Source organism: Paenilisteria rustica (genome assembly GCF_013820765.1).
In the GTDB taxonomy this organism is placed as follows: domain Bacteria; phylum Bacillota; class Bacilli; order Lactobacillales; family Listeriaceae; genus Listeria_A; species Listeria_A rustica.
Genome location: NZ_JABJVM010000003.1, coordinates 72504 through 91797 on the forward strand (window position 1 = coordinate 72504; position 19294 = coordinate 91797).

The 19294-nt window shown below is 42.5% G+C and carries 13 protein-coding genes; 7 read left to right on the forward strand and 6 right to left on the reverse strand.

What is annotated here, in order from left to right; genetic code table 11:
- Positions 1–60: 60 nt before the first annotated feature.
- Positions 61–6849, reverse strand: coding sequence for an immunoglobulin-like domain-containing protein (locus tag HPK16_RS03880; RefSeq protein WP_181675705.1), 6789 nt, complete (start codon positions 6847–6849; stop codon positions 61–63).
- A 476-nt stretch (positions 6850–7325) separates the two neighbouring features.
- Positions 7326–8780, reverse strand: coding sequence for an AcpB/EbpR/MafR family transcriptional regulator (locus HPK16_RS03885; RefSeq protein WP_181675706.1), 1455 nt, complete (start codon positions 8778–8780; stop codon positions 7326–7328).
- A 563-nt stretch (positions 8781–9343) separates the two neighbouring features.
- On the opposite strand from HPK16_RS03885, the gene rpsF reads away from it, so the two are divergent.
- From rpsF to rpsR, 3 genes are read left to right on the forward strand one after another with little or no spacing between them, the layout of a single operon-like run.
- Positions 9344–9637, forward strand: coding sequence for a 30S ribosomal protein S6 (gene rpsF / locus HPK16_RS03890; protein WP_036081486.1), 294 nt, complete (start codon positions 9344–9346; stop codon positions 9635–9637).
- 59 nt (positions 9638–9696) lie between these two features.
- Positions 9697–10251 (forward strand): single-stranded DNA-binding protein, encoded by a 555-nt coding sequence (gene ssb, locus HPK16_RS03895; RefSeq protein WP_181675707.1) that lies wholly within the window; start codon positions 9697–9699, stop codon positions 10249–10251.
- Between the two features lie 55 nt (positions 10252–10306).
- A complete protein-coding gene (gene rpsR, locus HPK16_RS03900) occupies positions 10307–10546 on the forward strand; it encodes a 30S ribosomal protein S18 (protein ID WP_036061496.1) in 240 nt (79 codons plus the stop codon).
- Between the two features lie 89 nt (positions 10547–10635).
- Here the strand turns inward: rpsR and HPK16_RS03905 are convergent, their stop codons facing one another.
- On the reverse strand, positions 10636–11292 hold the full coding sequence (locus HPK16_RS03905) for a DNA alkylation repair protein (RefSeq protein ID WP_181675708.1): 657 nt from the start codon (positions 11290–11292) through the stop codon (positions 10636–10638).
- Positions 11293–11513: 221 nt separating this feature from the next.
- On the opposite strand from HPK16_RS03905, the gene bcaP reads away from it, so the two are divergent.
- Positions 11514–12908, forward strand: coding sequence for a branched-chain amino acid transporter BcaP (bcaP, locus tag HPK16_RS03910; protein WP_181675709.1), 1395 nt, complete (start codon positions 11514–11516; stop codon positions 12906–12908).
- A gap of 130 nt (positions 12909–13038) precedes the next feature.
- On the opposite strand, the gene HPK16_RS03915 is transcribed toward bcaP, so the two are convergent.
- The gene (locus HPK16_RS03915) at positions 13039–13137 is read right to left on the reverse strand and encodes a type I toxin-antitoxin system Fst family toxin (protein ID WP_181675710.1); all 99 of its coding nucleotides are present in this window, start codon (positions 13135–13137) and stop codon (positions 13039–13041) included.
- Between the two features lie 192 nt (positions 13138–13329).
- Between HPK16_RS03915 and HPK16_RS03920 the strand changes: the two genes are divergently transcribed.
- Positions 13330–14325, forward strand: a complete 996-nt coding sequence (locus HPK16_RS03920) for a DUF4003 family protein (RefSeq protein WP_181675711.1) — start codon at positions 13330–13332, stop codon at positions 14323–14325.
- A 72-nt stretch (positions 14326–14397) separates the two neighbouring features.
- Positions 14398–15315 carry an aldo/keto reductase gene (locus HPK16_RS03925; RefSeq protein ID WP_181675712.1) on the forward strand — a complete coding sequence of 306 codons (918 nt, stop codon included), beginning with the start codon at positions 14398–14400 and terminating at the stop codon, positions 15313–15315.
- Between the two features lie 68 nt (positions 15316–15383).
- Here the strand turns inward: HPK16_RS03925 and HPK16_RS03930 are convergent, their stop codons facing one another.
- Positions 15384–16127, reverse strand: a complete 744-nt coding sequence (locus HPK16_RS03930) for an HNH endonuclease (protein ID WP_051492977.1) — start codon at positions 16125–16127, stop codon at positions 15384–15386.
- 92 nt (positions 16128–16219) lie between these two features.
- Positions 16220–16765, reverse strand: a complete 546-nt coding sequence (locus HPK16_RS03935) for a TetR/AcrR family transcriptional regulator (protein ID WP_181675713.1) — start codon at positions 16763–16765, stop codon at positions 16220–16222.
- A gap of 135 nt (positions 16766–16900) precedes the next feature.
- On the opposite strand from HPK16_RS03935, the gene HPK16_RS03940 reads away from it, so the two are divergent.
- Positions 16901–19033, forward strand: a complete 2133-nt coding sequence (locus tag HPK16_RS03940) for an MMPL family transporter (protein ID WP_181675714.1) — start codon at positions 16901–16903, stop codon at positions 19031–19033.
- Positions 19034–19294 lie beyond the last annotated feature (261 nt).

Below are 19294 nucleotides of genomic sequence, written 5' to 3' on the forward strand. Positions count from 1 at the left end.
ATAAGAAGAGCCTAAAAGATTATTATTCCGATCTTTTAGGCTCTTCTCGCGTATATACGCTTATAAAATTGGTACGCTGACTGTTTGGATTTCGCCGCCCAGTGAGTCGTATGCTGTCAGTGAAACGGTGTCTGTCCGATTCTTAATCAATGTCTTCGCATAATACTGGAAGTCTGGCCCTGTTGATGGGACATTGATGGTTGTTTGCTTCACGTTATTTACAGTTAAGCTAATTCGTGCTACGTCACCAGTAAATTGACCTTTGACATAACCGTCTCCGAGCACGAATGGATTGACCGTTACGCCGCCGTTTGCTGATGTTACTGGGACTGCTTTTGTGCTAACGATATCACCAGCTGTGTTATAGCCGACTAGTTCGATGATATCAGTAGTCTTCGTGATGTTGGTTTTCGCGTAGTATTTAATGGTACCATCTGTCACGTTGATGCGTTGTAGGGGTACTTTGTTAATCTGCAGTTCTACTTTCGCGACATCGCCAGTGAATGTTCCTGTTACATAGCTATCTTTGCCGATTTTGAATGGTGCGATAGTGTCGATGCTACCAGGTAGGCTGATGCCATTTAGAACGGTAACTACTTTCGTATCGAGGACTTTGCCGACATTATCGTAGGCCGTCAGTTTGACATTATCGTTTAGGTTACGAATCACGTTGTTCGCATAATACTTAAAGTCTGGTGCGCTGACGCCGATTTTTGTACCTTCGACGTTATTGACGGTTAAACTAATTTTCGTGATATCCCCTGAAAATTGCCCGGTTACATAGTTGTCTTTGCCGATTTTGAACGGAGCTGCGGTAGTGATTGTACCAGCTGTAGCCGCTTCTTTTGCAATGATAACTGGCTTCGTGTCGAGAATTTTGCCGTTATTATCATAGGCTGTCATTTTCGCGTTGTCTGTCATGTTCCGGATGAGTTTGTTGGCATAGTATTGGAAATTTGCTGTTGTCGCGCCGATTTTCGTGCTTTCTACATCATTGACGGTCAAACTGATTTTCGCCACATCTCCTGAAAACTGTCCGGTTACATAGTTGTCTTTTCCTAGATAGAATGGGTTTAGGGTTAGTTGCCCGGCTGTTGGTTTCTGCACGTTTACCTGTGTTTTTTGAAGCTCGTTTCCGTCTTTATCATAGCCAATCATGTTGACTTTATCGGTCGGCGTGTTGATTTTTCCTTTTGCGTAATATTGGTACGGAGAGCTGGTTGCGTTGATGATTTGTTGTAGCGTACCGTTTATTTCAAGGGCAATTTTTGCGACGTCGCCGGTGTAGGTGCCTTTGACATAGCTATCTGTTCCGATGAAAAAGTCGTTTGTTGTGATGGTTCCAGATGTTTTGCCTCGGTTTGCGAGTAGTTCTTTGGCTGTGTTTAGATTGTTTTGTAATACAGATTTTGTTGCTAAATCGGCTACAGCGTCTACTGCTTTTTGTGCTGCGTCGATTGCGGCTTGATCTGTTTCTTTCTTGATTGCTCCAGATGCGATGTTGTCGTTTGTGAATAAAGCTTGTACTGCTTTTGTTGCGGTTTCTTCTTTTTGTGCTTGTTCTGCGGCTGAACCGTTATCGATCATTGGGCCCCAGTTGTTTGTTGTGAATGCGCGAACGGTTAGTTTTGTTGTTTTTGGAAGGATGGTTCCTGCTGTATATTTCGTTGCATTGCTTGATACAACGCCGTTTGCTCCCATTGGATCTGTGCCGTCTGTTGTGTAGTAAACGTCTGTGTTGGCGTTCGGATTGTTTAAAACAACGCCAGAACCGCTCGGTATAATGCTTACGTTTTGTAGTGTGTGGGCCATGCCGTATTTTGTCCACATTTCTAGGTTGTATTTCACGCGGTCAGGGACTTGGGCCTGGATTTTGACTTGGGCTGCTAACCAATCTTTGTAAATGGTAGTTCTAGCGCCCATGTATGCTGCATCTAGTTTGTACGCCGCGTCGATTTGTTTTTGGTTATCCAGAATCAGTTGTCTCACGTTTGCGACAGATAGTGGAGCGCCTGCTGCACCCGCGAAGTCACCGTTTGCTGGGCCGATTTGTTTTAGTACTTGGTCTTTCACGAGCGTTTTGAATTCTAGATTTCCAGCTGTTGGAACAGTCGTGCTATCCCCTGAAAAATTACCGAATAGAATGCCGGCGCCTTTTCTTGAGTTAACGTCTGACCATTTGTAGCGATACGTTCCGCCACCGCCTACGAAGATAGAAGAGGTCGTGCCAGTGCCGCCGTTATTGTAGAAAGCACCGTCTGTATCGTTGATGTTGAATTTCATTTTGATGCCGTTGCCGTTTAAAATATCATTGGAAACGACCGCGTCAACTTCTTGTTCGGTATCAATAAACATGAAGAGAATTTGTGTTTTGATTAAATCTTCGACATCCACATAGTTTTTAAATTCTTGGAAGTTTTTCGCTGTTGCAACGGCTTTTACTTTTGTCAAAATGTTCGTATCACCTTCGCCAGCTTCTACGATACCTGGAGTGAAATAGCCATCTTGGAAGCGGATTTTCGTGTAGTTGTCATCGCTGTCGCCGAAGTATTCTTCAAACATGTTTTGACCAAAGTCTTCACGCATTGTTTTGACACCCATGTATTTCCCGTTGTAGTAGTAGTGTACATATTTTGTGTGTAGGGAAATTTTATTCATTTGCTGTGCTAAGGTGTCGGTTACTTTTTCGTCGTAGCGGTTGTAGCCAAGGTTGTAGACGTCATTTTGTGGACCGTCTTGTCCTTCTTTTAGTTCTAGTTTGCTGAATTTACCTACGACTGGGAAAGCTTCGCCTGGTGTTGCGTCAAAGAAGTTGTATTTTGCTTTTTTTGCATTGTAGTCACGGTGGAATTTCACTGCTACACCGGAGTTGTATTGAGCCACACTTGCTTGGCCGAATTTTTTGGCGCCGGAGTAGTTAAAGTAGTTGGTTCCGCCAGTGCCCATGTGGGAGTCTAAATACTCGAATGTGCCCGGTGTGTAAGGGTCGGCAACTAGATTGGCTGCTGCACCTGTCACGGAAACAATCGGGAAGTCATCGATGGCTTGCGCGTATTCATCGCTCGTAATGTTGTTTTTAAATTGCCACTGGTAGCCTGATGTAACCTCGTTCTTGTAGTTATCGCGCAGTACGTAGGTGTTGGAAAGGACGCCTGTGTTACCAGTTGCATCATAACCATAGACTTTGACAACGGTTGTTTTGCTAATCGTGATTGGGCCAGTGTAAATCGTCCCTTTTGTTGCGCTCGGTTCGCTGCCATCTAGCGTGTATTTCAGTGTGATGCCAGCTTTAGAGGTCATCGTTAAGTCAAAACCAGTGTCATACATGCCGCGATCTTTGCTAAATTGCACGGCGTAGTTTGTTTGACCGCTGTTGTTTGATGTGCCGAACGTTTCAGAGCTGAATAGCGTTAGTGTTTTACTTGCATCTGTTTGACGTCCGAATGTTTGGTTGTAAGCTTGTTTTGTATATTTGATCGAGTCTACCGTTTTAAATTCAGAACCGACTTTTGCGGATAAAACAACGTCGCCACTACCACCGATCTCGAAGCTTAAGTGGTTGTTTCCAAGTTCTGGTGCTTTGTCGGAATACAACACGCGATATCCTTTTGCTGGAATAATAAGGTTGGAAAACTCGAATTTGTCGAGCGTTTTTGTTTTATCGGTCAAGTACATGCCTTTGCCTAAAACAACTGGTACATCATTGTCGTTGTAGAGTTCGACCCAGGCATCTTTAGAGCTCGCAGTTCCTTCTGATGATAGTTCGTTGATGTAGACGTTTTTGATTTTGTCTGGTGTTGCAAGTGCGTTCTCGATGTTTGGACCTTTGCCATTGTTTTTATATTTGATGATGAGTCTTGCTGAGTTGGCACCGCCGCCTTGATAGACACTGCCGATATAATTGTCGCCATCGATGCGGAATGCCATTGATTGACCGTCTTTCCAGCCATTGAAGCGATTTTCATTGATGATGTCTTTCAAATTAGCTGTGCGAACGATTTGGTTTGTTGCTGCGAATGATGGCTGATTGTACTTCACGACTAAATTACTGTAGGGACGGGAGGTGATGTTTCCAGTTGTCGCGCTGTAGATTTCTGGACTACCAAGTTCGCTACGGATTTCCATGTTGGAGCTTACATTCGCTGTCCCTTTTGCTGATGTCGTAAATTCTAAATAAGCATCTTCAATTTCAGCTGAATCTGGAAGTGTCACATTGTTAAAACGGAATGCTGAGATATCTTTGTAAGCGGGAGTGAGGGTAGCTGTGTAGTAACCGCCGATTCTCAGGTTGGCAGCAAGGTTCATTGTTTTTGCTGTCCCGTATTCCTCTGCGTCATCGTTTGCTGTGGCCACTTGAGCGCTAGAATCGCCATCTTCTGAGTAATATTCTAGGACTAGTTTTGGAGCCATTGTAGCACTTGATTCAAAAGAACGAGCAGCGTAAGAGCCTGTTTTATCACCGTCTACTTTGAAAACAAGATCTTTCAGCACGGTATTTGAACTGCGCATTTCATTGATAACTTCTGTCAAATCACCAGTGTTTACAAGGTCGTTTACTGCTACGTTTGCTGGTGTTGTAGATTTCGCAGCTGTTTCTGTAAGTGCGCGGTCTGTGAAGGAAGCAACGGTGGATGCGAAGGCCTCACCATTTCCGACTTGACCTGCAACTGACAAATTCGTTGGTGTCGTTGATGCTGTTAGTGTCGTGAAAGTAAGGTAAGCTTTTGTAATTACGGCATCCGCTGGGATAGAAACATCGGCAAAACGCACAAATGTAGATTCTGGTACAGCTTTTAAAAGGCCGTTCAGGTTGAGCGATGTGGCTGTCAAATTGGTAGACGTGGCGTTTACGGAAGCGTCATCTGTACCAGCTTTGACAAGGTATTCTTTTTTCGCTGAAGGGATATTTTCCGCGTCGTCACGAAGGGAGTACACATACGTTTGAACACCGCTATTTTGTTTGGCATTGTACGCATAGGCTTTCACTGTCATGTTTTTGTCGACTTTGATGGCACCAGTGTAAGTTGTACCGTTTGTTTCGCTAGGTGTCGAACCGTCGAGCGTGTATTTGAGCGTGTTGATGCTATCTGTTTTTAGTGTTAAGTCGAACGTCGTTTTATACATACCGGTTTTCTGACTAGGCGTGATGCTTACTAGTGGTGTAGCACCGTTGTTTGAGCTTTCATACGTCCCCGTTGTATAGGAAACTAGATTTTTGTCGGCGTCATTAAAACGGCCTAATGTTTCGTTAAAAGGCATTTTTTTCACGTCAAAAGTATCAAGCGTGTGGAAGCTGCCGTCGTATTTTGTAGATAGATAAAGCGTCGTATCGCGATCGCCTAGCGTGAAGTTTGCAGACGCATTATTTTGCGTGCCGTTCGCTTTTACGATGCGATATCCTTTTGCTGGGATGTAAATGTTGCTCAGTTCAGATTTGCCTAAAGCATTCGCGTCATCGGATATAAATACATCTTTTGAAAAGAATACTGGCGCATCATTGTTGTTGAAAATTTCGATCCAGCCGTCTGCTTGGTTGTCCGTCCCCATGCTCGCAACTTCGTTTATAAATAGGTTTTTCATTTTTGCCGGATCTTGGGTGACTTCCTCGCCGATTGCGTCTTTTTCGCTGTATGAATACTTAATAACGAGTTTTGGTTGAAGTGCTGCGTCGGTTCCACCTTGATAAATACTACCGATATAGTTGTCACCATCAACTTTGAAAGCGAGTGCATTGCCATTTGTCCAACCCATTAAGCGTGTTTCGTCAATGATGCTTTTTAGATTTGGTGTGCGGACGACTTGTTTGGTAGTTGTGAAAGAAGGTTGCTCATATTTTACGGTAGAAGCTGTGTAGTTGCGGTTGCTGATGTTTCCAGCTGTCGTTGTGTAGGCTGCGGGATTGCCTAATTCGGCTGAAATCGCCATGTTGGAAGATTGATTGGCAACGGTAGCTTTTGTTGTGAATTCTAAATAAGCATCGTCAATTTTCGCATTTTCCGGAAGATCTACATTCGCAAAACGGAACCCGGACAGGTTTTTATTTGCCGGAGTTAGCGCTGCTGCTGTGTAACCGCCGATTTTCATTTCAGCATTTAAGGCGATAGCTTTGCCCGTGCCGGATTCTTCTGCGTCATCAGATGTGTTGCTGATTTTGGCGTTGTATTCGCCAGTTGGAGACGTGTACTCAATCATGAGTTTTGGCGCCATTGGAGCGCTAGAATCGAATGAGCGCATAACGAAGGAACCTACGCCACTGCCGGTTACTTTGAATACATAATCTTTGATGTCCGCAGTATTTGCGCGCATTTCTTTCACTATAGATGAAACGTCGTCGGTATTGAAAATGGTGTTTGTGGCAACAACGGGGGTTTTCATGCTCATCGTGGTTGTTGTGAATGTGCGGCTTGCGAAGGATGCGGCAGTACTGGCAAATGCTGCTTGTGTGCCAAGTTCTCCTGTTACGTTGATTGTGGTGGATTGTGCTGCTGAGGATGCGTCGCGAGTTGTGAATGCGATGTAAGCTTTCGAGATTTTTGCGTCTGCTGGTAGGTTTACATCGGCAAATCGTAAATAAGTCGCCTGTGTTGCGCCTGCTAAACCGTGTAAATCGAGGCCGGTACTCGTTAAGTTCACCGCTGTACTCGAAACTTCGGCATCATCGGCACTTTTTTGAATTGGAAATTCTTTTGAGAATAAAAATGCTTGCTCCTCGTTTACAGTGTTTGTAGATTGCGTCGTGGCTTGGGTTTCTGCGAATGTCACGATATTTCCAATGGAACTAGGTACCATGAGAGAGACGATCATCGCCATCGATAAAACTTTTAATCCAAAATTACTTTTCTTTTTCATGTTTAAAATCATAACTACTTATGCATAAATCTTTATGGCTGGCAGTTATATCCTCCTTATTTTCTCTAGAATAGTTAACATTTTCACGGTAAATGTGTCTTACCTATTTTCTGCAAATTTTGCGTGGTTTATATCTTTTTCATGAATTAATTTCCTGATCGCTATAAAGTATACCTGTGCGCGATAGCTTTGGCGTATGCCCCGTTATATGCGCTGTTTCATCACCACTTTCCTTTTTGTTTTGACTGGGAACCTACACTATTAATCTCTTTTGTCCCTACCTATATCTTACCTGCATTTCGGGTTATAAGTCATTAAAAGGCGGGCAACTTTTTTTCTGTAAAAACAAATAGTCATAAAAAAGACACGTGATTTTTAAGGTGTATGCCTCGTTTTTATATTCGTCTTTATGTATTTTTATTCATATAAATGCAAAAAAAGTACACTCACCAAATCTGGGAGTATACTGTTCTTCATTAACTATTATACCTTGCTTCTACAATCTCGCCCAAAGCTGCGAAATCCCGTTTTATTGGAGGCATATGCCAAACAAGTACGTCGACATCCGTTATATTGGGAAGGGGGGAGTCGCTGATGATAAGATCGTGTTGTGCCCAGTGCTCCGTGGGTTTAAGGTCATCACAGAAAACAATGATTTCCTCTGAATAATACCGGCGAATCTGCGTTTTCAAATATTCCTCCCACATAAAACCGCTTTTCGAGATAATCTTAATATGCAGGGAACGAGTATAGGACTCAGTTAATAAGGCCACGGAAAAAAGATTATGGATATACGTCGCAATAACCTCTCGATTTGATCTCAAAAACTGGAAATCAGGCAAAGTTTCGTATTTTTTAAGGATAGTAATAATTTTTTCTCTATCCTGTGTATCGGGCACGAGTTTTTTTGAAAAATAATCAACATCTAGAATCAGATTCGCTTTTTCAATGAAGAGGAAGCGCGCCAGATAATCCACAATGGTCACTTTTAGCACAAGCGTATCAGCAATTCGGTCATCGACAATCGTCAAGAGATCCTCAGCAATTAAGGTACGCGGGCCCTGAAATTTCTCAGTATAGTAAAGACGTACATTCATTCGCTCACGATTGACGTACGTAAATGAACCAAGAAAGGACATTATAATCATCATGTAACGCTCCACGGGAATTAGCTGGCTACCAAGTGCCTTTTCTAAATCGCTAAAATCGATATCCATCGCGTTATGATACGTATAAATATCTTGCCAAAACTGCTCATCTTCCGCACTTGGATTAATGTTGTAGCCTTGTTTGATGCGCCTTAAAGATACCGCAATGACGGTCGCATAATCAACACGAGTACTCGGCGAAAAATAAACTTTCATATGTTGTTCGAATTTTTGAATAAATTTATCGATACAGCTCTCAAAGTCGAAATCTGGAATAACCCAACCAGAATACGGATAGCATTTACTGAAAAGATGATAGAAAAAGAAGCGGATATTAACCTCACCACCCTCAATTCCAAGCGGAGCACTGTTAAGCACGAGGCGACTCCTGGCTAAGAACGTATCCACCTCCGCCAATTTCACATAAAAAGTAGATCTACTAACGAAATTGTTCTCCGCCCATTCCGAGATTGTCGTCTTCTCTCCATTAAAAACAGAAAGAGCCAATTGGAACAGATGACTTGTGGAAATCATGTATGCCGTCAAATAATCAAAATTAATCTGAGTAGTCGTTTTTATCGATAGTTTTTTGTCAACCTCAAGTATCTGAGCAATATCCTCAGGAAGTGTAGCATTGAGAGTCTCAATATCAGCGTTCAGCGTGTTAACAGAACATTCGACAGTAGTAGCAACCTCTTTTTTTACAATCGGAGCATCTGCAAAAAACAGCAAATTGAGTAGTTTTAATCGGCGATAATCCGAAGCGGGAATGATATTCTTCACTAGTAAAACCTCCCTCATATTCTTATAATACTATCCTAATGAAATTTCCAAGAGAGGTCAAATGTAAGCGCGCGGGTGTTCATTACGCAACAAAAATTTAAATCGTGCTTATTCGATAGAAACCAAGGGATAGCGTTCCAAACACATCTATAAGAATGAAAATCCCCAATGAGCAAATAAACACAGTTGCTAACGAAAACTAGCTATGATATAATTATACCTCGTGAGTAATTAAAAATTATTCCTTGCCCGTTTCTAGTTTCAAAGCCGCAAAATGCGTTGGAAAAACTAGAGAGGTTGTTATAATATAAGAGATGAAACGCTTAAAAAAGATTGTAGGTTCTTCTTGTTTTTAAATGGGTAGGACGTAAAATTCTGCTTTAAACAAATCGAGCGAAAGCGTTTGTATTCCACCAATTTTGTGGAAGCCGGAAGTTGAGCATACTTGCGTATGTGAGAACCGGAAGTTCGCAAAATTGGTGGAATACGAACGCTTGCCGCCGATTTATATCGCTTATCGAACAAACCTCAGGGCCGCTAAGACCACAAGGAGGTGTAAAGAGATGGCAAGAACATATGAAATTATGTACATTATCCGTCCAAACATTGAAGATGAGGCGAAGAAAGCTTTAGTAGAGCGCTTCGACGGCATTTTAACTGACAATGGTGCGGAGATCATCGAATCGAAGGATTGGGGTAAACGTCGTTTGGCTTATGAAATCGAAGACCATAAAGACGGTTTGTACCAAATCACTCGTATTTCTGCTACTACTGCGGATTCTATCAATGAATTCGACCGTTTAGCAAAAATTTCTGATGATATCATTCGTCACATGGTTATTAAAGAAGAAGCTTAATATTTCCCGGGTCATGGCTCGGATTTTTATGAAAAAAAGAGAGGAGGTTGGTTCTACTTATGATGAACCGTGTTGTATTAGTTGGTCGTCTGACAAAAGATCCTGAATTACGTTACACTCCCGCGGGCGTTGCAGTTGCGACATTTACACTTGCTGTAAACCGTAACTTTACTAACCAAGCTGGAGAACGTGAAGCAGATTTCATCAATTGTGTTGTTTGGAGAAAACCAGCTGAAAACGTTGCGAACTTCCTTAAAAAAGGGAGCTTAGCAGGTGTTGACGGTAAGGTCCAAACGCGTAATTATGAAGGTCAAGACGGCAAGCGTGTCTATGTAACAGAAATTCTTGCTGAAAGTGTCCAATTCCTAGAACCCCGCAGTGCAAACGGCGGCGGTAATGGTGGCGGTGGCTACAGCAGTAACAATAATGATGGCGGTGGACAGCAGTCGTACGGTAATAGTACTGGCGGCCAAAGCCAACAGAATGATAATAGCTACGGACAACAGAATCAACAACAACCTCAATCTCAGAGTTACCAAGCACCACGTAACGCTGATCCATTTGCTAGTGATGGCAAGCCAATCGACATTTCAGATGACGATTTGCCGTTCTAATAAACGGGAAAAGCATACGTATCATTGGATTTTAATTTGATAGGAGGAAACTATAATGGCTGGAGGACGCAGAGGCGGACGCCGTCGGAAAAAGGTTTGTTACTTTACTTCGAACGGAATTACGCATATCGACTATAAAGATACTGAGTTACTGAAGAAATTCGTTTCCGAACGTGGAAAAATTCTTCCTCGTCGTGTAACTGGAACGAGCGCTAAATATCAACGTAAATTAACGATTGCTATTAAACGCTCACGCCAAGTAGCATTACTACCATTTGTTGCTGAAGAGAAATAAGATTGATAAAAACCTTCCGAATTTCGGAAGGTTTTTTTATGGGCTCTATTCATGATAGGTAAAGAGGTTCTAGCTCATTATAACGAATCTTACTTATTAAGTCGTTTATTAACCTCAATCGTAATGAATTCTGGCAGATAGTCAGGAGTACATCCTTTTGACACAATTTGGCCTTTGTAAAGTTCCGTTTTCTCGCCTATTTTAATACAACGAGCACGGTTCTGTTCATCATAAACACCTATCCAGCCCGCGGTAAAATTCATAGCCCACTGTACTTCTGATTCTTCCTGCATAATAGTAGCTTCTAATGCAGTCAGCAAGTCTTCGGTGTTATCCGGAGGTGTTTGTCCAGTCCATCTAAGTCGTGCTTGATAATACCAGAAAACGCGTCTTTGAAGGGCGGAAGAACTGTTTTTCCATGACTCCATCAATGTGATTGTCTTCTTGCTTTTCATGAGTTGATTAGCCATTAGCCAATCCATCAAATTATTTCGCTCAACAAAAGAGTGCGGTTGCATATCCGTATCAAGTTTATTTAAAAAGTCCTGTGTAAGCAGTTTTTTGTCCATAATTAAGATGGCTAATAGTCTGGGGCGAAACGCTTCTGTTGACCAAAGTTCTAAGGCTAACTCATGATCTTTTTTTATATCTTTCGCGATTTTTTTTAAATCTCCTAGCTTTGTTTCATTATCAATCTGAGTTAAAATATTTTCTGCTACGGAAGAGTGTGTTGATTTTTCAGCCATTTTTATCAAACTCCTTATATATTTGTGATAAGCTATAGCAAAAATTGATTGCAGTATAAGATATATCCTAAAATTTACTTGCTTATATTGTAGCACATCTAATTATGGAGAACAAAATGTACTTATATTATTTAAAGCATTGACGCATGTATGCTTTAAAGGTATGATGTAAATAGGATTAAGAAATACATTTTATAACAAACTAATAGGGAGCTACAATTATGTTTTTAAAATCATTATTTAGAAAAAAACCATTAGAATCACTTATTCATAACAAAAGTAATAGCATTCATTTAAAGCAAACGCTTGGCGCGATGGATTTAATTTTCCTCGGTGTTGGAGCGATTGTTGGAACCGGGATATTTATTTTGCCAGGGACGATTGCGGCGCTTCATTCAGGTCCGGCGATTGTACTGTCATTTATCATTGCAGCGCTGGTCTGTGCGCTTGCGGCCTTATGTTACTCGGAATTTTCGTCGGCAGTACCTGTTGCTGGTAGCGCCTACACGTATGGCTATGTCATTTTTGGGGAGTTCATTGCTTGGTTGCTCGGTTGGGCGCTTCTGCTTGAATATGGCTTGGCCGTGGCTTCTGTAGCTAGTGGTTGGTCGTCCTACTTCAAAACGCTACTGGCTGGATTCCATATCAACATTCCAGATGCGATTTCGGGCGCGTTTGATCCAGCTGCAGGAACGTATGTCAACATTCCTGCGATTGCGGTTGTTGGGATTATTGCCTTTTTATTGACGCGCGGTGTTCGTGAATCGACACGGGTCAATGCGTTCATGGTTATTTTGAAAATTAGCGTTATCTTAATATTCATCGTGGTCGGCGTGTTCTATGTGAAGCCAGATAACTGGCAACCGTTCATGCCATTCGGATTTAGTGGCGTACTGAACGGTGCAGCCTTGGTGTTTTTCGCTTATCTCGGATTTGACGCGGTTTCCTCAGCTGCCGAAGAAGTGAAAAATCCGCAGAAAAATATGCCGATCGGGATTATCGGATCGCTGCTTGTTTGTACGGTTTTGTATATCGCGGTATCGATTGTATTGACTGGAATTGTATCGTACAAAGATTTGAATGTCGCCGATCCAGTTGCATTCGCGCTACAAGTCATTAACCAGAACTGGATTGCTGGATTTGTTTCACTTGGCGCAGTTGTTGGGATGCTTACAGTTATTCTCGTGATGCTTTATGGCGGAACACGCTTGATTTATGCGATGGGACGCGATGGATTGTTACCGAAAAGTATGGCAAAGATCGATGAAAAAACAAATACGCCAATCAAAAGTACATGGACATATGCGATTGTTATCATGTTTTTCGCGGGTGTTGTACCATTGAATCGTTTGGCGGAGCTCGTGAATATGGGAACGTTATTCGCGTTTATGATGGTATCAATTGGGATCATTTTCTTGCGTCGGAATAAATCGATTGCGAGTGGCGGATTTAAAACGCCATTTTACCCAGTGTTGCCAATTGTCTCATTCTTGATGTGTTTATTCTTAATTACGAGACTATCCGTTGCCACTTGGATTGCGTGTGGGATTTGGTTCTTGCTAGGCCTGATTTTGTATTTTGCATATGGACGCAGGAATAGCACGCTGAACAAGTGAGTACTGTTAGCGTTGAAAAATAGATGTGGGCATGTTACAATGAGCGTAGGAAAATAATTATCATGTGAACACCCAAATACCCTAGCTGCGGTAACAGCTAGGGTATTATTTATGGGGTTAGAAGTGTCGCCTACTTTTTATCGCTACGACTTTCTAACATGTGTTTGAAGTACACAATAGCGCATCCAACCACAATTGGAGCGATAACACTGGAAAAAATAATTATCATGTGACACACCTCCCTTCAGTCAGAAAGTTCATCTGAAGGTAGACGACAGCTCAAGTATAGCATGATTAGTAGGATAGAATAAGAACAATTACATACATTTAGCGTCAAAATTTTGTCGTGTTTGTAGTCTTTTTCTTCCTTCGGTACAATGGATATATGAAATAACGAGATATCAAAGGAGCGCGATAGTAGATGGCAGATTTGGTTTTTGATAGCGGTAGAATCGTTAGTGATTTATTGGCAAACTTTCAGCAGGTGAAAAATTCGGGCGTGATGGGCGTTGATAAGCGGATTAGATTCTTGGTTGCGCAGCTTTTCACGAGTGAGGGAGAAGTGTTTGATGGTAAGGCATTTAAGGATGTGACGATGCTGTTCAAGAAGCGGTTGGGATTCTTTAATGTGCTAGATGGAGACACGCGGGCATCGCTTGCCGGGCTTTTGTTGGTGAATGGGCAAAATGATGAAAAGATAGTGGCGCGCGTGATTGATAATTATGAATTACTCGTGGAAAGTGGATTCAAACGGACAAATTTCACGTATTTTGGCGCGTACTTACTTTTACGGTCGGATAAACCGCGTAATGTGGCGGACCGGGCGCGCGATATTTACATGGCTTTGCGGAAACAGCATCCATTTTTGACGGGAGCGGAGGATGTGACGTCGGCGGTTTTGATGGCGCAATTGGATACGCCGCTTTCGGTAGAGCAGTTGACGGAGATTAACGAGTATTATTTTACCGAGTTTAATCGTGCGGGATTCAAAAGAAGTGACAGTTTGCAGTTTTTGGCGGCAACTTCGACGTTGATTTATATGGAGCGTGACGCGAATCATGTGAAAAAAGTGGTGCGTTTGGCGGAGGAATTGGAGCGCGCAGATGTGAAAATTCGTCCGATTCATTATGTGACGCTTGGAATTTTAGCGTATGTGCGGGAAAGCACGGAATTGGATGCAGTATTTTTTGATTTGTTAGCGGCGATGCGCGATGAGAGTGGCCTGCGTTGGAATCGCGAATTTTACACGGCGATGGCGCTTAGTTTGTATACAGAGGATCAAGCGCGGAACATGACGCAGGACCAGGTTGAGAGTTTGATGGTATCGGTTCACATTCTGATTGCGATAGAACGGGCGGCGGCAGCAAGTGCGGCAGCGGCGGCGAGTGCAGCGGCAGCGAGTAGCGGAGGTTCTTAATTGACTTCGCCGAGCTAGAGTGTGAAAATGAAAAAGGAAGCGTTTATCAAATAAGACAAAGAGGTGTTCTCATTGAACAAAATTAATCTTGGTAACAGTGGTTTACTCGTTCCTGAAATCGCGCTAGGTTGCATGCGTATGGCCGATTTATCGAAGGACGACGCGGCAAAAATGGTCAATACGGCGATGGATGCGGGAATTAATTTCTTCGACCACGCGGATATTTATGGTGGTGGAAAATCAGAAGAAGTTTTCGCAGATGCAGTCGGAATGAATCCAGCAGTGCGCGAAAAAATGATTTTACAATCGAAATGCGGTATTCGTCCAGGCATGTTCGACTTTTCCAAAGAACATATTTTAGAGTCGGTAGATGGTATTCTAAAACGTTTACAAACCGATTATATCGATATTTTGTTGCTTCACCGTCCCGATACATTAGTGGAGCCAGAAGAAGTAGCAGAAGCCTTCACAGCGCTTAAAAAGAGTGGGAAAGTACGCGAGTTTGGTGTAAGTAACCAGAATCCGATGCAAATCGAGCTTTTGAGCAAATATGTGGAGCAGAAATTGGTCGCGAATCAGTTGCAGCTTAGTGTTACCAATACTGGTATGATTGATGCGGGACTTAATGTGAACATGACGATTGACCGTTCTGTAGACCGCGACGGCAGCATTTTAGATTATTGTCGCCTGAAAGATATTACAATTCAAGCTTGGTCACCATTCCAATTCGGCTTTTTCGAAGGGGTTTTCCTCGATAATCCGAAATTCCCAGAGTTGAATAAAGTGATTGACCGGGTTGCTGCTGAAAAAGGTGTGAAAAATACGGCGATTGCAACGGCGTGGATTTTGCGTCATCCGGCGAAGATTCAAACCGTGGTAGGAACGATGAATCCTGAGCGTTTGCAAGCGATTAGCGAAGCATCGAATATCACGCTAACACGTCAAGAATGGTATGAAATTTATTTGGCAGCGGGGAACGAGTTGCCTTGATGATTTGAAAAAAGCTACACATGTTTTCTCATCCTGGAAATAGGGCGAAAAAACCATGTGTAGTTTTTTTAATGAAATATTTTCTGCCAAAGAGTACGCTTGGTGTTTGTTTCTATATAATCCGCTAGCAAGACTTGCGTTTTCTGAATAGACGTATCGAGTCGTCCGAACTGACTTTGCGTCGTCTTGCTTGTTTGCTTTATCTGGCTTTCCATTTTCTTGAGCCGCGAGTCTAGCGTCACAAGCCGTTTATCTAAATGCTGGAGTAATACAACGGTATCCGTGATGGTTTTGTTTAATTTTTTTGTATGCGTATAGAAAACGTTATATTGCTGCGTATCTTTCGGTAAATACGGAATAAATTGTTGGCGCACTAATTTTCGTCTGTGTTGCCATCTTTGAAAAATGTTCATATGGAGGAGCCGTTTCTGGTACAGATGTAAAGAGAGCGAATCTTTGGCGAAATTGCATGTCGCACAGGCACAGACGAGGTTGGTGAACGTCGTTAGTCCGCCTTCACAAGCTGGAATGACATGATCCGCAGTGTCGCCACGCCCGCCACAATAAACGCAAAGTTGCCGATCACGCCTGCGAACCATTCGCTTAATATCAATTTCGCGATAGAAAATATGAATCCGATCTGGCTGAATCATACCAGCGACCCCGCCGCGAATAAGCTGCTTTGCTTCGTCATACGCTATTTTACGCTTACCCTTGTTCTTCGTATGGAGCGCAATGGCCGTGATACTTGCTTGCTTTGTTAGTAATCTGTCGTCATAAAAATAATGAACCCCATCGAAAACTGTCTTCATGTGTAACCTCCTATGCATTATGTCTATTCATGAATTGTACAATGGATAGATAGGAGAGTCAAAATATAGTTTGTCTTATTTAAAACGATTCATCACAAATCAAGTTTTACCGGTAAAACGGCTTTAAACAGCGTATCCATATGAGCCCAATCCGCGGGCGTCGCCATCTGTTGCGACCAGTACATGATTGCGCCTAAGTTCGCCGCATAAATATACGTCAATAAATCTGCAGGAATATCACTAGTGAGCGTTAACTTATCAATGTTCTCCTCGATATCTTTTTGAAACTCTGTCAAGAAAAAAGAAGCCATTGTCTTGAAAAACGTATCATCATTTTTCTGTTTTTCAAGAACCAGTTGCATATCCATATAAACCGTATCAAACCCAGACTGAAACGGGTGATTAATCCGGTCTTTAATATCGAGCGCAAAATAATCCTGAAACTGCTCATGTAAAACATATACTAATAAATCATATTTATCATAAAAATGTTTATAAAAAGTAGTGCGGTGAATTAAAGCTTCTTTGCAAATACTATTCACTGTAACGCTTGCCAGTTCCTGCGTTTCGAGCATTTGCAATAGCGTTTTGTAAAGTGCATTTTTCGTTTTTCGCACACGTAAATCGGAATCGTTCATCTACACATCTCCTAAAGTGTTGCTTAACTATACAGACCAAACAATCTGGTTCTTACATTTCATCTCAAAATCGTGTAATATACACTGTATGTCTATAAATATATAATAGCGTGAATTGAAGGAGGAAACAACCAATTGGCAAATTTACTTTACAAACTAGGGCAGACCTTTGCGAAACACAAATGGAAAACAATTATTTCCTGGTTTGTTGTTTTAGGAATTATCGTGGCCGTGCTGGCTATCAAAGGTATTAATTTTACCGACGATATCAAAATGAGTGGTCTAAAATCACTCGATACATCGAATAAAATCGAGGAAGAATTCAAGCAGGACAGTCAAAAAGGCAGCATCCGCGTCGTTTTCAAAAGCGACCAAGAAAAAGGGATCATAACACCTGAATCCCAAGCTGCAATCACACAAGTTTTAGCAGAAATTAAGAAAAATGACGATAAAATCGAAAGTGTCGCGAATCCGTATGAAGCAAAAACAATTAGTCCAGACATGACGACTGCTTTTGCTGATATTAGTTATAGTGTCAGTGCACTCGCGGTAAACGAGAAATCGATCGATAAAGTCAAAGATGCACTCAAAGGAATGGATGACAAAGATCTTCAAACTGAAATGACAGGTAATGTTATGATTACGCCAATGGACATCGGTGGTTCATCCGAAGCAATCGGTATCGTTGTGGCACTCGTGATTCTAATCATCGCGTTTGGCTCCGTTATCGCAGCTGGATTACCAATCATCACAGCAATTCTAAGCTTAGGAACGAGTGTCGGCATCATTGCCATCATTTCAAGCTATTTCGAAATGCCAAACGTCACGCTCACGCTGGCAGTCATGATTGGCCTCGCCGTCGCGATCGATTACGCGTTATTTATCCTATTTAAATACCGCCAAATCATCCGCACCGAGAAAAATCATCTAAAAGCAGTCGGACTAGCGACAGGAACAGCAGGTAGCGCCGTTATTTTTGCCGGAATTACCGTTATTATCGCCGTATGTGGTTTATCCCTTGTCGGCATCGAATTCCTAACTGTTATGGGACTCGCGTCTGCACTCAGCGTCCTATTCGCCGTGCTTTCCGCGCTAATCCTAATCCCAGCGTTCATCGGCGTTTTCCATAAGAAAATCAAGCCGCAAAAAGAAAAAGCGGGCAAAAAGGGCGACAACATTTGGACGAAATTCGTTGTTGGGAAACCGCTTATCGCGTTCCTAGCAGCAGTTATCGTTCTCGGCGGACTAAGCATCCCGTTCGGCTCGATGGAACTTGGAATCCCAGATAACGGCTCCAAACCGAAAGATTCCACTGAGAAAAAAGCCTACGATATTCTATCCGATAAATTTGGCGAAGGTTTCAACGGGCCATTAGTTATTTTAGCGGATACAACAGAAAAAGGCAGTGCTGCCAATCTAGCTACAGTCACAAAACATATTTCTGGCATGAAAGACGTGGCTATCGTAACGCCGCCAATGCCGAATGCGAATGGTGATTACGCGCTGATTACCGTTATTCCAAAAACTGGACCGACGAGCAATAAAACAACGCAACTCGTTCATGATTTGAGAAGCTACGCAAAAACAGCAGATAGCAAATATGGTATCAACATGGAAGTAACCGGACAAAGCGCAATCAACATCGACATGTCCCAAAAACTCAACGACGCGATTCCAGTTTTCGCAAGTGTAATTGTTGTGTTGGCATTCATCCTGTTGACCGTGGTGTTCCGCTCGCTACTGATTCCACTGACAGCCGTACTTGGCTTCGTGCTTTCACTAACGGCAACACTCGGCTTCACGACAATGGTTATGCAAGACGGCGTATTTAGCGAACTATTCGGCATCAGCACCACCGGCCCAGTTCTCGCCTTCCTACCAGTCATAACGATCGGTATTCTGTTCGGACTCGCAATGGATTACGAGGTATTCCTCATGTCCCGCGTCCACGAAGAATACACGCTAACAAAAGACAACACGCACTCCATCAAAACCGGCTTGAAAGAGAGTGGTCCAGTCATCATTGCAGCAGCTCTCATCATGTTCTCCGTCTTCATCAGTTTCGTTTTCGCGCCAGACCCAATGATCAAATCAATCGGTATCGCGCTAGGCTTCGGTGTATTATTCGATGCATTCATCGTGCGTCTAACGATCATCCCAGCCCTAACGAAATTATTCGGAAAAGGTTCATGGTACATGCCGAAATGGCTCGATAAAGTGTTGCCATCGATGGATATTGAAGGGCATCATTTGAAGGATAAGAAATAAGATTTTAATAGCATAAAAACCCGTGGACGACGTATGAATTACGATGTCCGCGGGTTTTTATGCTGCTTAATAAATACGGTTACTATTGAATCTACTGAAGGCTAATTGTTTTAGATGATACCGCAGATCCTGCTGAATCATAACTGATAAGCGCTACTGCATCTATATTTCAATGAATGTAGCTAGTACGAGCAAGAGAATGGCATGTTTGACACACCCAAGGAGACTATAACGAAAGTCTATATAAGGATGTGTCAAACA

Bases quoted from the DNA above. Each gene is read 5' to 3' on its own strand.
- HPK16_RS03880 (WP_181675705.1), bottom strand. From the start codon at position 6,849: ATGAAAAAGAAAAGTAATTTTGGATTAAAAGTTTTATCGATGGCGATG.
- rpsF (WP_036081486.1), top strand. From the start codon at position 9,344: ATGGCAAGAACATATGAAATTATGTACATTATCCGTCCAAACATTGAA.
- ssb (WP_181675707.1), top strand. From the start codon at position 9,697: ATGATGAACCGTGTTGTATTAGTTGGTCGTCTGACAAAAGATCCTGAA.
- rpsR (WP_036061496.1), top strand. From the start codon at position 10,307: ATGGCTGGAGGACGCAGAGGCGGACGCCGTCGGAAAAAGGTTTGTTAC.
- HPK16_RS03905 (WP_181675708.1), bottom strand. From the start codon at position 11,292: ATGGCTGAAAAATCAACACACTCTTCCGTAGCAGAAAATATTTTAACT.
- bcaP (WP_181675709.1), top strand. From the start codon at position 11,514: ATGTTTTTAAAATCATTATTTAGAAAAAAACCATTAGAATCACTTATT.
- HPK16_RS03915 (WP_181675710.1), bottom strand. From the start codon at position 13,137: ATGATAATTATTTTTTCCAGTGTTATCGCTCCAATTGTGGTTGGATGC.
- HPK16_RS03920 (WP_181675711.1), top strand. From the start codon at position 13,330: ATGGCAGATTTGGTTTTTGATAGCGGTAGAATCGTTAGTGATTTATTG.
- HPK16_RS03930 (WP_051492977.1), bottom strand. From the start codon at position 16,127: ATGAAGACAGTTTTCGATGGGGTTCATTATTTTTATGACGACAGATTA.
- HPK16_RS03935 (WP_181675713.1), bottom strand. From the start codon at position 16,765: ATGAACGATTCCGATTTACGTGTGCGAAAAACGAAAAATGCACTTTAC.